Annotated in this window: 13 protein-coding genes and 3 tRNA genes; 13 read left to right on the top strand and 3 right to left on the bottom strand. The window is 69.7% G+C overall.

All coding sequences use genetic code 11. The features are described 5' to 3' along the window. Positions 1-311: 311 nt before the first annotated feature. Complete coding sequence (locus ACTWM8_RS27265; protein ID WP_446211437.1) at positions 312-2,534, bottom strand: hypothetical protein; 2,223 nt, start codon at positions 2,532-2,534, stop codon at positions 312-314. A gap of 248 nt (positions 2,535-2,782) precedes the next feature. On the opposite strand from ACTWM8_RS27265, the gene ACTWM8_RS27260 reads away from it, so the two are divergent. Next, positions 2,783-2,929, top strand: coding sequence for a hypothetical protein (locus tag ACTWM8_RS27260; protein ID WP_446211436.1), 147 nt, complete (start codon positions 2,783-2,785; stop codon positions 2,927-2,929). 1,266 nt (positions 2,930-4,195) lie between these two features. Further along, positions 4,196-5,344 carry a low temperature requirement protein A gene (locus ACTWM8_RS27255; protein WP_446211435.1) on the top strand — a complete coding sequence of 383 codons (1,149 nt, stop codon included), beginning with the start codon at positions 4,196-4,198 and terminating at the stop codon, positions 5,342-5,344. 175 nt (positions 5,345-5,519) lie between these two features. Here ACTWM8_RS27255 and ACTWM8_RS27250 read toward each other — a convergent pair whose 3' ends face one another. Then, entirely contained in the window at positions 5,520-6,035 is a 516-nt protein-coding gene (locus ACTWM8_RS27250) for a low temperature requirement protein A (protein ID WP_446211434.1), read from the bottom strand. A gap of 18 nt (positions 6,036-6,053) precedes the next feature. Beyond that, the gene (locus tag ACTWM8_RS27245; protein ID WP_446211433.1) at positions 6,054-6,212 is read right to left on the bottom strand and encodes a hypothetical protein; all 159 of its coding nucleotides are present in this window, start codon (positions 6,210-6,212) and stop codon (positions 6,054-6,056) included. Positions 6,213-6,358: 146 nt separating this feature from the next. Between ACTWM8_RS27245 and ACTWM8_RS27240 the strand changes: the two genes are divergently transcribed. The 11 genes from ACTWM8_RS27240 to nusG all read left to right on the top strand — a co-directional run bounded on the left by ACTWM8_RS27240 (position 6,359) and on the right by nusG (position 14,590). Then, positions 6,359-7,555, top strand: a complete 1,197-nt coding sequence (locus ACTWM8_RS27240) for an epoxide hydrolase family protein (RefSeq protein WP_446211432.1) — start codon at positions 6,359-6,361, stop codon at positions 7,553-7,555. 205 nt (positions 7,556-7,760) lie between these two features. Continuing rightward, a complete protein-coding gene (locus ACTWM8_RS27235) occupies positions 7,761-8,048 on the top strand; it encodes a DUF1905 domain-containing protein (protein WP_446211431.1) in 288 nt (95 codons plus the stop codon). An 882-nt stretch (positions 8,049-8,930) separates the two neighbouring features. Continuing rightward, positions 8,931-11,477 carry a putative bifunctional diguanylate cyclase/phosphodiesterase gene (locus ACTWM8_RS27230; protein ID WP_446211430.1) on the top strand — a complete coding sequence of 849 codons (2,547 nt, stop codon included), beginning with the start codon at positions 8,931-8,933 and terminating at the stop codon, positions 11,475-11,477. A gap of 95 nt (positions 11,478-11,572) precedes the next feature. Then, positions 11,573-11,645: transfer RNA gene (locus tag ACTWM8_RS27225), tRNA-Thr, on the top strand. A gap of 26 nt (positions 11,646-11,671) precedes the next feature. Then, positions 11,672-11,744 (top strand) — tRNA-Met (locus tag ACTWM8_RS27220). Between the two features lie 132 nt (positions 11,745-11,876). Continuing rightward, the gene (rpmG, locus tag ACTWM8_RS27215) at positions 11,877-12,044 is read left to right on the top strand and encodes a 50S ribosomal protein L33 (protein ID WP_013288652.1); all 168 of its coding nucleotides are present in this window, start codon (positions 11,877-11,879) and stop codon (positions 12,042-12,044) included. Positions 12,045-12,172: 128 nt separating this feature from the next. Further along, a complete protein-coding gene (locus ACTWM8_RS27210; RefSeq protein WP_446211429.1) occupies positions 12,173-12,619 on the top strand; it encodes an FAS1-like dehydratase domain-containing protein in 447 nt (148 codons plus the stop codon). Between the two features lies 1 nt (position 12,620). Beyond that, the gene (locus ACTWM8_RS27205; protein WP_334569351.1) at positions 12,621-13,013 is read left to right on the top strand and encodes a MaoC family dehydratase; all 393 of its coding nucleotides are present in this window, start codon (positions 12,621-12,623) and stop codon (positions 13,011-13,013) included. 127 nt (positions 13,014-13,140) lie between these two features. Further along, positions 13,141-13,213 (top strand) — tRNA-Trp (locus ACTWM8_RS27200). A gap of 211 nt (positions 13,214-13,424) precedes the next feature. Beyond that, complete coding sequence (gene secE, locus ACTWM8_RS27195) at positions 13,425-13,829, top strand: preprotein translocase subunit SecE (protein ID WP_446211428.1); 405 nt, start codon at positions 13,425-13,427, stop codon at positions 13,827-13,829. A 38-nt stretch (positions 13,830-13,867) separates the two neighbouring features. Next, on the top strand, positions 13,868-14,590 hold the full coding sequence (nusG, locus tag ACTWM8_RS27190) for a transcription termination/antitermination protein NusG (RefSeq protein ID WP_179801890.1): 723 nt from the start codon (positions 13,868-13,870) through the stop codon (positions 14,588-14,590). Positions 14,591-14,626 lie beyond the last annotated feature (36 nt).

The following is a 14,626-nucleotide window of genomic DNA, read 5'->3' as shown; positions in this document are numbered from 1 at the left end:
TTCCTAAGGCCTGGCCCTTCCCAGGGCTGAGCGCCGTCCGGCTCGGAAGCCGGCAGGGGCCGACAGCGGCCAGGCCGAGGTGGAGCTCTGACCCCCGCAGGGGGGGAGGGGGACACAAACTCTCGGCTGCTGCCAACTGGTAGCGATCCGCATCGGGGAGCAGATGCGGGCCGTCGTCGTTCGACGTCCGGCAGCGACCCGGATCGACGATCCCGATGCCGTCTCGCTGCCTCGCTGCTGCCCGAGGCCTCGCTTGCAAGTCTGTGCACTGCAGGTGGAAGCCGGTGCCGTTGGGTGCAGCTAGGTGTCGTTCAATGCAGTTCGGCGCAGTTCTGTGGACCCCGCTGCTCCCAATCTGCTCGCAGCCGGTCTGCCAGCTCGCGGACTGCCGCGGCGTAGCGATCGTCCGATTCATATGATGTGTGCCCCTTTATCGGCGGCGGGGCGCCGTCCCCAGGTGGTGCCAGTACGTCTTCGGGGTCGCGTAGGCGGCGGTCCACCAACGCGGCGGGCGGGGGGCGCGCGGGCGGGTCCCCGGGCCGATGTCTGGAGAAGATCCAGCCGCCGATGGGGTCGGTGTTGCTCCACAGGTTCAGCCAGCGCCACCCGATCCGGTCGCCGATTTCGTGCAGCACGGGCTCGCCGAGGTACGCCGGGTAGAGCTGGGCGCAGAGTCGCTTGAGGGGGGAGGCATGGGTGAGCAGCGCGACTCGTCGCCGCACCTCTGGGCGCAGTCGCAGCACGGTTGCGGCCAGAATGATGGACCCCTGGCTGTGTCCGCTGAGCACCACCCCGTCGTAGCGTCGAGCCAGCTGGCAGATCCGATCCGTCAGCTCGGGCACCGCGCGGTCGGTATAGCAGGGCGGCGCGAACGGGTGGGCCGCGCGGGGCCAGAAGGTGCCGAGGTCCCACAGCACTCCGACGTAGCGGCGAAACCCGGCCGTCCGAGAGGCGAACAGCCCACCCACCAGGAGCCCGATGACGACTGCGAGGATCAGGTAGCTGCCGATGGCCATCACTACGCTCTGCACATCGCTGGGCACGCCGAGGAGGCCCTGCGCCAACGGGGCGGGCTCCAAGCCCACAAGAGCCAGCACGCTGGCCGCGAGCCCGATCACGGTCAGGCACGCGTAGGCGATGGCCAGTGACCCCAGCTGCTCGGTGAAAGATGCCTGGGTGACCGCTTTCTCCACTCGCTGGAGCTGGGGGGTCGCCTCCGGCGGGGGAGCTGGGTAGTCCTGGGCCACGATCGCCGCTGCGGTTCGCCGACGGTCCGCGCGGGCCGACAGGATGATGACGGCGAACGCCGCCACGGCGGCGATTGTGGTCAGGAAGAAGGCCAGGAGCGCCCACCGGTATGCCGCCACTGGCACCGCCAGGTCCCCCGACCGCAACCAGAACGTCCGCTTGCTGAGCAGAGACGCCGCACGGTAGACCAGCTCGCCCGAAAGGGCCCCCGCCAGGCCCGCCGCGACTGCGGCGACGACGGCGGCGCCCAACCCGCGCAGGAGCGCAGGCCGGTGGTCCCGGCCGGCAGGACGCCACAGCACCAGTACGGCGAGCGCGACGAGCAGCGCCGTCTGGGTGACGAACACGATGGCGACGATGTCGTCGTACCTGGGCAGTCCGTCCGACCGCGGCCAGCGCACCGGTTCGACGGCGACGGACCCGAGCGTCGCGACCGTCAGGCCGCCGGCTACGGCGCGCAGCACCAGGGGCACCCGATCCGTGGTGCTGGCGGTCGGAGCCGGCTCCAGTAGGCCCGGAACGCAGAGCAGCACCACACACGTGGCCAGCAACGTTCCGGTGAGCGCGGACAGCACGGCCACCGTCACGGAAGTCCCGGCGGCGGCGCGTGCGGCGAGCAGGACGACGTCCAGCGTGACGAAAGCAGCGGCGACGTGGATCGCGCGAAGACGTTTCGCCCTCGGCGAGACGTCCCACCGGTCCAACGCCGTGAGGTGGTCACCCTGCGGATTTGCGGGCGGCAACCGGAAGGCTCCGTAGGAGCGAGCCTGTCGTGCGCCGAGAAACCACACCAGTGCCACCGCGGCGAACGGCACCAGGGCCAGCAGCGCCAGGCGCAGACCGACCGGTCGGCCGGCCAGCCAGGACAGCCAGCCACGGCCGGCGAGACAGCGGGACGAGCCCATGCACTTCCATGCCAGTAGGTCGAGGGCGATACCAGCCGCCGTCAGCGCGTACACCAGCGTCAGGGTGAGCGCGAGGAGCTGGCACAGCACCGTGACGCCGGACTGCAAGCCCCGTCCCGCCGGACGCATCCAGAACGTCACATTGCTCAGCATGAACGGCAGCAGAAACACCAGGGACAGCGTCCGCGCCGCGGTACCCGAGGGCAGGTCGCTCCACTGGTACGCCTCCAGCACCGTCCCACCCGCACCGGTGGTGTGCCCGGATTGCGCTCGGGGGCGGTAGAAGCCGGCCCGGCGGTCGCCGGCCACCTGACGGACGTCCGGGCAGCCGAGCACCTGACCGGCCCCGGCGCCCGCCACCCCATGGACCCTCAGCTCCACGATTTCCCCTGACAACCACCCTTGCCCGGATGGCGGTGACACGTCGCACATCGGCCAGCGACCCTCCAACCGTGGCCAGCAGACTGTGGTGAGCCGCGACCATGATCGCAGTGGTCGCTACCCAGCTGGCGCCGATGTCTACCCGCGCCGACGCCCAACAACCACCCGGGCCTGAGCCTGAACTGGGCACGCGGGTGTCCGTCGCGGTGGTATGAAGTCCACACGCCCGCGATGCTGATCGTCCAACCATGGAGATCTGGCTACGCGACGCGCTGCTCGATCATCAGAGGGACCAGAAGATCGAGCGGGAGACGGCTGGCAAGCGATGGGCTGAGCACGGCCTGGTGTTCCCGTCGCCTGCTGCTGGCCTCGGCGTCGCCCGTTGGAGCCGCTGACTGCTGATTTGTGGGCCGCCAGGGACTCGAACCCTGAACCTATGGATTGCCGGCGAGGCGGTCGCTTGACCGCTCGGTACGGAGGTGGGGAACCTCGGTCGGCGGGTCTGGGGTTCCAACGGTCCGGCTCGTTGCTGCACTTCCGTGCTGTACGGCGATAGCCCTTGACCCGGGGTTGCCTTGGCGGCGTCTGCGACAGTGGTGGCATAGACAACCGGTTCCGGCGGCTGCCGCCGCGGATCGAACCTCGGTACGAGACACATGACGTCTCCAATCCGCCGCCGTTGCCGGAGGTGGAGGAAACGAGTTGGTTGACGCCGGCTGGGGAGGTAGCCGGTTTCGAGCGGTTGGCCTCCGCCGTTGCCCGCAACTCCGATCGGACCGGCTCCGAACCGATGCGGCAGCGACGGCGCGGCCGAGCGCTAGTGATCCTCTACATTGCTCTGACTCTGGGGATAATCGCCGTGGGCTTCGTCCTGCGCGTCCACGTCCGTTGATCATCCTCCGGGAGCTCGACGTCCGCGGTCGTCTGTAAGCCCCTCGCCTCTACCAGGAAGGACCCCCGTCGGGGGGAGCCTGGTCGCGGTTGTCTTTCAGTGTCAGCAGGCATCGTCCTGCGTGCGCAGGCACGGGCGGCCCAGTCGCTCCTTCCCGTCAGTCACGGTCGCACAGCAGCCTGTTTGCTGACTCGCTGCTGACTGTGCCTACCGGTGCGGATTAGGTTCGCGCGCCGTTGTCCGGTGCGGTTGCCTTCAGTGTTGCTGTCGATAGGCTGATGGCCAGCCCAGTCCAAATTGTCCTGTTGGCTCCACGACTCCGGGCTTCCCGCTCTCCGCGCCAGCCGCCGGGCGTCCGGCGTGGCGGCCGCAGAGCGCCAGCGGCAGCGGCCGGCGCGCGCCCAAGCGGCGGCGCGTGCGGCCCGTTGCGGGCCGCCTTGAAGACGTACAGAAACCTTGAACAACTACGCCGGCAGCCGGCTGTCCGGTCTCAGGACCTCAGTGACAGATCAATCCGGGACCTAGGTGACACTCAGCCGCCTGTAGCGCCCGCCCCCCTAGGCCAGGTCGACGAGCTGAGCCGAACAGGCGGAGACGGAGAGGAGGAACTGATCGGCCTCTACCGTCGTCCGCGTGAAAACCGGCCGCTCGGTTCCAGCCCACCCACCTCCGTATTGACCAGCGCTGCCTCATGGTATGAATGCCTCAAGGCTGGGATAAAGCCGGCAGAACGGGCGGGATGATGACGAGCAGTGTCAGGTTCCTGCGGATGCCCGAGGATCCGCGGCGGGCGAACTTCCTGGAGCTGTTCTTCGACCTGGTGTTCGTCGTCGCGCTCGCCGAGCTCTCGCAAGGGCTGATCCAGGATCTCGGGTGGAGCGGCGCATTCCGGACGCTGGTGCTGCTGTTGGCCATGTGGTGGATATGGAGCATCACCGTGTGGGTCACCGACCTGTACGCCCCGCAACAGCCGGCAGTTCAGCTGTTGGTCACCGCGACCATGCTCGGCAGCCTGGTAATGGTGGTCGCGCTGCCTGACGCGTTCGGCGAGCGAGGTCTGGTCTTCGCTGGCATGTACGTCGCTATCCATGTCGGCCGCCAACTCTTCCTGGTCCTCGCCTTGCGTGGTCACGAGTTGCAGGGCAGAAGCATCCAGGTGCTGTCCTGGTTCGGTGTCTCGGCGGTGCCGTGGATCGCGGGTGCACTCGTGCCCGATACGGGGCGCGCGGTCCTGTGGACGCTGGCGGTTGCCATGGACTACACGGGCGCCGCCCTCCGCTACTCGACCCCGGGGCTGCGTCGCTCGCCCATATCGCAGTTTCCGATTGTGGCTGAGCACCTGGGTGAGCGGTACCAGCAAGTTTTCATCATCGCGCTCGGCGAGCTGATCCTGGTCACCACGATGACCCTCGGTGGCACCGGCTTCGCGGCCGATCGGACGGCGGCGTTCGTGGTGTCGTTCGTCGGCACGGCCCTGTTCTGGCGGATCTACATCCATCGGGCCGGGGAGCTGTTGCCCGCCACCATCGAAGCGGCCCGCAATCCGGACCGCGTTGCCCAAACGGCGGCGGGCGCTCATCTGATCATGCTGGCCGGGATCGTCGCCACCGCCGTCGGCGACAAACTCGTCATCGCTCATCCAATCGAACACACCCAACCAGCCTGGGTCGCCGTCATCCTCGGCGGACCCGCGCTGTTTCTGGTCGGTCGTGCCGGCTTCGAATACGCCACCTTCGCCCGTGTGTCCCGGGATCGGTGGATCGGCGTCCTCGCGCTGGCCGCCCTGGCACCGCCGATGCTGTTCGTGCCGCCGCTAGTGACTGCCATCGCCGCTATCGCAGTCCTCACCGGGATCGCCGTTGCCGACGCGGCACGCGCCCGCGCACGCCCACCCGAACCGCCGTCACCACCCGGCTAGCCGGAAGTGTCACTCACGTCTTGAGACTGTTTTGTCGCCGAGGTCCTGAGGCTCGACAACGCCGGCAGCCGGCCTGTCGTACTGGCGTGATGAGTCACAGATTGGTTCCGCATGACGCGCGGGACACTCTCTCCGATCGTGATGTTGACGGGGAGAGAAGGCTCGCCGGTGCTGGTCACGTATTGCTGGGGCGGTGGGGACCTGGTGTGGAGATCGCTGCGGGCCGTCGTACACGAATGGTGTCGGCGATGACGATGCCGGTGAGGACTGCGCCGGTAGCGATGGCGTTGACGAGCGGTGGCAGAAGCAGCATCGGCGGCAGGAGGCAGGCGAGCGCGATCAGCCCGATGAGATGGGTTCCGAAGAGGCGGCGGTACACCAGGTACCGCAGAAGGGCCCGACCGACGAGGAACAGCGCGGTGCCGCCGAGGATGGTGACGGTCGTGGTCGCGCGTGGATGGCCGAACGGGTCGTCGATGACCAGTTGGGTGCCGACCGAGGTGACGACGAGGCCGAGCTCTCCCCGCCGGATGACCTCCTGGTCCTGGTCCTCGCGTACGGCGGGCTGCGGATCGGTGAAGCGCTCTGCCTGCGGCGCCGGCACGTCGACCTGGCTGACGGCCGCATGACCGTCGCCGAGTCGGTGGCCCAGCTTCCCGGCGGCCGGGTGATCGACACTCCGAAGAGTCACCAGCGCCGCGAACTCGCCCTACCCGGGTTCGTGGTCGACCGGCTCCGCCAGCACCTCGCCGAGCTGCCCCGGGACCGGACGCCTTCCTCTTCCCGGGCCGCTGCGCAACAGGCCGACGGCCAGTTCCGCCTCAGTGCGGCTGGCGACGGCCGCCACCGTGACCGGCGCAGTCTCCACGACGGAAGTCAGTAAGCCGGTCCGGGCCGGACCCGAGCGCGAAATCGCGTTTCGATCCGCCGGTCGCCGGGCCGGTGCGAAGCTGGGCGCGTGCCAGCCCCGCCGGCGCCCCGGCGCCGGTCGGCCCGACCCGGCAGGTGGAGAACATGTCCAACGACAACGAAATCCGTCCCTTCCGGCTCGACACGCCGGACGAAGCGATCGCCGACATGCGTCGCCGAATCGCGGCCACGCGCTGGCCCACCCGGGAGCTGGTCACCGATCGCTCCCAGGGCGTGCAGCTGGCGACGGTCCAGGAGCTGGCCCGCTACTGGACGACCGATCACGACTGGCGCGCGTTCGAGGCGAAGCTGAACGCCCTGCCGCAGTACACGACCGACATCGACGGCGTCGAGATCCACTTCATCCACGTGCGGTCGCCGCACGAGAACGCCCTGCCGCTGATCATGACCCACGGCTGGCCAGGCTCGATCGTCGAGCTGCTCGGGGTCGTCGGCCCGCTCACCGACCCGACCGCGCACGGCGGCACCGCCGAGGACGCCTTCCACCTGGTGCTGCCGTCCTTGCCCGGCTACGGCTTCTCGGGCGAGCCGACCGAGCTCGGCTGGGACTCCGGCCGCATGGCACGCGCCTGGGCGAAGTTGATGGACCGCCTCGGCTACACGCGCTACGTCGCCCAAGGGGGCGACGTGGGCGCCAGCGTCACGGACGCGATGGGCCGCCAGGCACCCGAGGGGCTGCTCGGCATCCACGTCAACCTGCTTGCCGGGGCGCTCGGTATCAAGGACCAACTGCCGGCGGAGTCCGAGCAGGAACGCGCGGCGCTCAACGCGCTCAACACGTTCACGACGGACGGCTTCGGCTACTTCCTGGAGCAGTCCACCCGGCCGCAGACGATCGGCTACTCCCTGCTGGATTCACCCGTCGGGCTGGCGGCCTGGATGCTCGACCACGACACCGACAGTTACTACAAGATCTCCCGGGCGTTCGTCGACGGCGAGCCGGTAGGCAAGCTCACCCGGGACACGATCGTCGACAACATCACGCTGTACTGGCTGACGGGCACCGGCGCCTCGGCCGCCCGGTGGTACTGGGAATTTGGCCGGGCCATCGCCGCAGCGGGTGCGGCCGGCCAGGCTCCTCCGCCGGTCTCGGTTCCCGTCGGCTTCACGACGTTCCCCGGCGAGATCTGGGCTGCCCCGCGCAGCTGGGTCGAGACGGTCTACCCCGGCCTCGCGTACTTCAACGAGGTCGACCGCGGCGGCCACTTCCCCGCCTGGGAGGAGCCGGAGCTCTTCTCCACCGAGGTGCGGGCCGCGTTCCGGCCGCTGCGGAAATCCTGAGCCCGCTCCGGTTCGCGCGTGACCCGCCTGGTCAGTGAGCCGCCGCACGCGTACGGGATCTGTCACCGTCACAGCCCGACCGCAACAACGCCGTAGGCCAGGCCACGCTTAGGCGTGTCAGCAACACCGGCCGTGAGCAGCAGTAATGCTGTCGCGGGCCTTTTTCGTCATCCCACTCCGGCGGGCGCGCTCCTATCCTGGCCCGATGGAGCTGGAGTTCAGTGGCGAGGTGTGGTTCTGGAAGGGCCCGGCGCCCTGGCACTTCGTCACCGTCCCGGACGAGGACTGCCTGGAGCTGAGCGCGGCCGCCGCGTCCGTGAGCTACGGCTGGGGGATGGTGCCGGTGACGGCCCGGATCGGGCGGACCCGGTGGACGACGTCGCTGTTCCCGAAGGACGGGCGGTACGTGGTGCCGGTGAAGGCGGGCGTCCGAGCGGCCGAGAGGCTCAACGTCGGGGACCTGGTGACGGTCCAGCTCGTGGTCGACGTGTGAGCAGGCGGCACCCCGCTTCCCGGCTGCCGGCCCTGCCCGGCACGCCCCGCAGCCCAGCGGAGTGATCGACCTGAGGTGGCTGACCAGCAGCGAGCCCGAGGGGCCTGACCTGCGGAGAAGCGGGTTGGTGGCCCTCGTCCTGTCCGCTGGCGCCAACGGGTGAGCGTATTCACGTCGCTTACTGTCGGCTAGGGGCTGGCGCTTCGGCGTCCGGTAGAGCATTCTGACGGTCGTGGATGTGTCGGCGGTCGGCGAAGCGCCGGTCGACCGATTCCTCGCCCGGCTCCGCCCGCCGGGCTGCGGCGGCCGGAGGCCGCGGGTTCCCGGGGAGGCTGAGGTCGGTCCGCGCCGTAGCACCGCTTCCGTCGCCTCTGACCGGATCTTCTGACTGGCCGGCTCTCGGGGCAAAGGTCCCACTCGCCGGAGGACGATGGGAATTGCGGCTAAAGACGGAAGACGCGTCATCTGTGCGCTGCTCCCGCCCGCAGGCGGCCCCGGCTGGCGACTTGTCGTCGACCGTCCGAACCGGCCGGTACGGACCACTCCGATGGGCCGTCCGTCCGCTTTGCGGGTCGACCCGCTTGTGGCACGATCGTGGAATCTTCACCACCGACAACCCTGCCGACAGGAGCACGCGAATGTCTGGTCGAAGGCTGGCCCGGCGGGTCGGCGTGATGCTCATGCTTGTCGCCCTCGCCGCTGGTTTCGGCAGTGGGCTGGTCGGCCACGGGCCGGTTGAGCTCCGGACCTTTGACTATGTCTGGACGGCCCCGCCGGCTCCGTAGTCTCGTCGGCGCCCGCCCGGGTCTGGGCGCACCTGTCGATGGCGACCTGACGCCGATCAGTCCACGGTCCTCGGCGCGATGACCGATGAGGAGAGTTATGGCCGACCGTCGGTCGTCATCGGCGGGGGCATCGTCCCCTCGGCGGCCCGCCGAACACGCCTGGCTGGTCACAGGACCGCTGGCCCTCGTGGCCATCGTCTTCTCCACCGCGATCGGCCTGGTCACTTCGCCGCCGCTCGGGTCATGGGGCATTGCCGCAGTTCTGCTCACCGTCATGGTGGTGGCGGGCCTACCGATGCTCAACTTCGTGATCGGCAGGCAGTCCTTCGGGGTGCGGCTCACCGAGATCCCGCTGGTCCTGGCCTTCTACTTCCTGCCGCCACTGATGGTGGTGCTGGCGTACACGTTGGCCACCCTGCTCACCCATCTGCGTTACCGGTTCGGGGTCGCCAAGCTCGCGTTCAACGTGGCCAACGCCTCGGCTGCGGCGTCCTTCGCCGCGCTGGTGCTGCTGGCCCTCCCGCCGATCCGTGGGGTGGGGCCGGGCACCTGGGGCATCCTCTTCGCCTCGGTCAGCACGTTCACGCTGGCCACCCTGTTCGGCGTGGCAGGGGTCATCACGGTCATGCACGGCTGGCAGGCCGGTGCCAAGGTGTTACGGAACGCGCCCTCGACGCTGCCGACCTCTGCGATCAACGTGGTGGTCGGTCTGGTCGTACTCATCGTGCTGGACACCACCTGGTGGTCGGCGGTCCTCATCGCCGCGCTGGCGGCCGCCGTCGCCCTGGTCTACCGCTCGTACGCCCAGTTCTTCCGGCAGCACCGGACGCTCGGCGGGATGTACGACCTGACCAAGGCGATGACCGCGGAGGGGCAGAGCGGCAACCTGGTGGACGTCCTGCTCGGCCGGATCCGGGCGCTCATGCAGGCCGAGTACGCGACCCTCTGGCTGCCCGCCCAGGGGCGGCACCCGGAGGTCATGTTGACCGCCCGGGTGGACGATTCGGGTCTGCTCGACGTGGCGCCCACTCCGGAGGTGATCCGGGAGGAGACCCGACGGCAGCAGCGGAGCCTGGCGCTCGGCGTACGACTCGGCGGGGACGAGGAGCTGCGGGCGTCGCTGCGCACCACCGGCGTCAAGGACGTCATCGCCGTACCGCTGCGCTCCGGGCAGGCCGTCATCGGCACCCTGGAGGTGGCCAACCGGCTCAGCGACGTCGGCCACTTCACCGACAGTGACATTCCCATCTTCGAGACCGTCGCGGCGCACGCCGCGGTCGCCCTGGAGAATTCCCGCCTGGTCGACCGGCTGCGCCACGACGCGTACCACGACGCGCTCACCAAGCTGCCCAACCGCCGCCGGATCAGCGGCGCGCTCGACGAGGCGGTCAAGATCCGCGCACCGGGCGAGGTGGTGGCGGTGCTGCTCTTCGACGTGGACGGCCTGCGCCAGGTCAACGAGTCCCTCGGTCACGCCGCGGGCGACAAGGTCCTCGTCGAGGTGGCCGAGCGGCTGCGCGCCTGCGCGCCCTCCTCGGCCCTGGTGGGCCGCGCCGGCGGCGACGAGTTCCTGGTCACCCTCCGGCTGGAGAACGCCGAGGCGGCGCTGGAGCTGGCCGCCCAACTGCGCGAGCAGATCCGCGACGAGATGGTCTTCGACGCCCTCACCCTCGACGTCGACACCGCGGTCGGGGTGGCCGTACACCCGGACCACGGCAGCGACGCCGCTTCGCTGCTGCAACGGGTCGACCTGGCCGCGACGGCGGCCAAGTCGGTCCCGGGCAGCGTGCAGCTGTTCAATCCAGCGTTGGAGTCGCGGTCGCTGCGCCGGCTCGGCCTCGCCGGCGATCTGCGCCGGGCGCTGGACGATGGCGCGCTGGAGGTCTACTTCCAGCCGAAGGTGACGCTGCGCGACCGGCGGTTGGTCGGGGTCGAGTGCCTGGCCCGGTGGGAACACCCGACGCACGGCACGGTGAGTCCGGAGGACTTCGTCGCGGTGGCCGAGCACACCGGCCAGCTGGGCCGGCTCACCGAGGTGGTGCTGCGGGAGGGGCTGCGGCGCAGCCGGGACTGGAGCCATACCGGCCAGCCGCTCGCCGTCGCGGTCAACCTCGCCGCACGTACGCTCACCGACCAGCACTTCCCCGACCGGGTACGCGAGCTGCTGACCGAGTACGGCGTCCCGCCGCAGCGGCTCACCTTCGAGATCCGCGAGTCCGGGGTGCTGGACGGCACCGACCGGCCGATCCCGACCCTGCGCCGGCTGCGGGACCTGGGCGTACGGCTCTCGGTGGACGATTTCGGCACCGGTGACTCCTCGCTGGCCCACCTGCGCCGGCTGCCGGTGCACGAGGTCAAGGTCGACCGCTCCTTCGTGCAGGGCATGGCGACGGATCCCGGCGACCTGGCGATCGTCAACGCCGTGGTCACGCTCTCCCAGCAGTTCGGTCTCGCCGTGGTGGCCGAGGGCGTGGAGAGCGAGCTGACCCTGGAGCTGCTCCAGGACATCGGCTGCGAGATCGGTCAGGGCTTCCTGTTCAGCCGCCCGCTGCCGTACGAGCGCCTGGAGGCCTGGTTCGGCGCCCAGGTGGATCCGGAGACGATCTCCGCGGGCGAGTCGCCGAGACTGCGGGTTGTGCCCTGATCTGTGGGAACGCGGGGCAGGGGGATCCGATTTCACCTCGGCGGCGGGGTCATGTACTGTTACCCCTGCGCGACGCCCTCCGGGTGATCGGGCAGGCCCCCTTAGCTCAGTCGGCAGAGCGTCTCCATGGTAAGGAGAAGGTCTACGGTTCGATTCCGTAAGGGGGCTCAGAGGGTCCGGCTGGACCCGCCTGCGGCGGTGTAGCTCAGATGGCAGAGCAAGCGGCTCATAATCGCTGTGTCGCCGGTTCAAGTCCGGCCACCGCTACTCTCGTCCTCCGGGCCTGGTTCCCGGCGGCCGGTGGGATGGGCGCCACTGGCGCCCACTTTGCATGTCCGCGCATCGACCGCGTAGGCTGATGCGTCGTAGTTGATACCCCAGCGAGGAAGGCACTCCGCCGTGGCGAAGGCGACCGATGTCCGGCCGAAGATCACTTTGGCGTGTGTGGAGTGCAAGGAGCGCAACTACATCACGCGCAAGAACCGTCGTAACGACCCGGACCGCATCGAGCTGAAGAAGTTCTGCCCCCGGGACGGCAAGCACACGGTCCACCGCGAGACCCGCTGACCTGCGGCCGGCACCGCCGGCCCGGTCCCTGAGCAGTTCCCGGACGCCGATCCGCACGGATGGCGCGGCATGTTCGCCGCCCCTCCCGTACGGATCGGCGTTCGTGCTTTGCGTGTAGGTTCGGCGGCATGTCCCTGGACCCGTCCTTCGTCGGCCGGACCTATCCGCCGACCGCCCCCTATCAGGTGGGCCGAGAAAAGATCCGCGAGTTCGCCGCCGCCATCGGCGCCACCGACCCGGCCCACCACGACCCGGCGGCGGCCCGGGCGCTGGGCCACCCGGACGTGGTCGCCCCGCCGACCTTCCCCTTCGTGATCACCATGGCCGCGAACCGCCAGATCGTCGAGGACCCGACGCTGGGCGTCGACTACAGCCGGGTGGTGCACGGTGACCAGCGCTTCGCGTACACCCGTCCGGTGGTGGCCGGGGACGAGCTGGTCTGCGTGAACACCATCGAAGAGGTCACCAACCGGGGCGGGCACGGCTTCCTGACCACCCGCACCGACGTGAGCACCGTCGCCGGCGAGCCCGTGGTCGCGGTCTGGTCCAAGCTCGTCGTACGCGGGGAGGCCTGAGATGGAGCTGCCGACTCAGACGTTCCGGGTCACCCGGGCGGACCTGGTCCGTTACGCGGGCGCCTCCGGCGACTTCAACCCGATCCACTGGAACGACCGGACCGCCACCAAGGTGGGCCTGCCCGGGGTGATCGCGCACGGCATGTTCACCATGGCGCTGGTCGGTCGGGCCGTCACCACCTGGGCGGGCGCACCCGACGCGGTGGTCGACTTCGGCGTCCGGTTCACCCGGCCGGTGGTGGTCCCCGACGACGACCAGGGCACCGAGATCGAGGTCAACGCGGTGGTGAAGGAGGTCACCGAGGAGGGCCTGACCAGGCTCGACGTGACCGCCACCTGCCTGGGGGAGAAGGTCCTCTCGCAGGCCCGGGCGATCGTCCGGACCACCCGCTGACCGGTGCTGGACAGGTGATGGGCGGTACCGGTTGGGAAAGTCGGGGCACTACCCGTACACTGGTCCGCCGTGGGGCAAGTGACCCCTGCCCGGCCCTCGTGGTCGAGCGGGGCGAGCGTCGCCGCACAGGGGTGTAGCTCAATTGGCAGAGCAGCGGTCTCCAAAACCGCAGGCTGCAGGTTCAAGTCCTGTCACCCCTGCGCCTCAGGCCTGACCGTTCCCGTGGGTCGCGCCGCCGACTGGCGGCGTCCGGCCCGTGGTGGTGGCATCGGCGGGGTGGTTCCGAGGCATCGGGCCCCTTCGTCTGGTCCGCCGGCCGCGGCCCGTCGCGGGACGGCTGGTCCGGCCGGCGTGACCAAACGCCGCGTACGCTCATCGGCGTACGACCGACATCCCGCGACGGAGGGCGAAGTGGCCGAGAGCAAGCGGCGCGGCGAGGACGCCGGCGACGAGGGTCTGCGCGACGAGCGCGACGAGCTCGTCGACGAGGTGGCCGCCGACGACGACGCCACCGGCGCGGACGAGCCGGTCTCCCGGGGCGGCACCGCGACCCGTTCGCGGGCCCGTGCCGGTTCGGCGGACAGCAAGCCGAAGACCCGCACCGACACCGACCGGATCGGGCTGTTCGCCCGCATCGCGCGTTTCTTCCGCGAGGTGGTCGCCGAACTGCGTAAGGTCATCTGGCCGACCCGCAAGGAGCTGCTGACCTACACGGCCGTGGTGGTGACGTTCGTCGCGGTGATGCTGACGATCGTCGGCCTTCTCGACTTCGCCTTCGCGAAGGGCGTGCTGTGGGTCTTCGGCAACCCCAGCTGACCGGCCGACTGAGCCGATAGTGACGGAAGTGAGCGAGCGTGCCTGAGTACGACGAGACCGCCGAGACCACGGACGACCAGTCCACGGTGGCGACGGCGGCGAGCGACGAGTCGGTCGAGGCCGCCAGCGAGCCGGAATTCCCGACCACTGAGCCGGCCCCGGACGAGGAGTACGACCCGGTCGCCGAGCTGCGCCAGAAGCTGCGCTACGCCCCGGGCGACTGGTACGTGGTGCACTCGTACGCCGGCTACGAGAACAAGGTCAAGACCAACCTCGAGACCCGGATCACCTCCCTCGACATGGAGGACTTCATCTACCAGGTCGAGGTGCCGACCCGGGAAGAGGTCGAGGTCAAGAACGGCAAGCGGTCGCAGGTCCAGGCCAAGGTCTTCCCGGGCTACATCCTGGTCCGGATGGAGCTGACCGCCGAGTCGTACTCCTGCGTGCGTAACACGCCGGGGGTCACCGGCTTCGTCGGTGCCACCGACCGGGCCGACCGGCCGGCGCCGCTGAGCCTCGACGAGGTGCTGAAGTGGCTGGCCCCGGCGGTCGAGGCCGTGGAGAAGAAGGCCAAGCCCGAGGTCAGGGTCCTCGACTTCGAGGTCGGCGACTCGGTCACCGTCACCGATGGCGCGTTCGCCTCGCTGCCGGCGACGATCAGTGAGATCAATGCCGACCAGCAGAAGCTCAAGGTGCTGGTGTCGATCTTCGGCCGGGAGACTCCGGTCGAGCTGAACTTCAACCAGGTCGCCAAGATCTGACGTCCGGGTCGCCGGCGGTGGGCACTCGCCCGCCGC

This window comes from Micromonospora sp. IBSANI012 (genome assembly GCF_052814045.1).
Note: the sequence above shows the minus strand (reverse complement) of the source record. Positions and strands in the feature narration are given on the sequence as shown.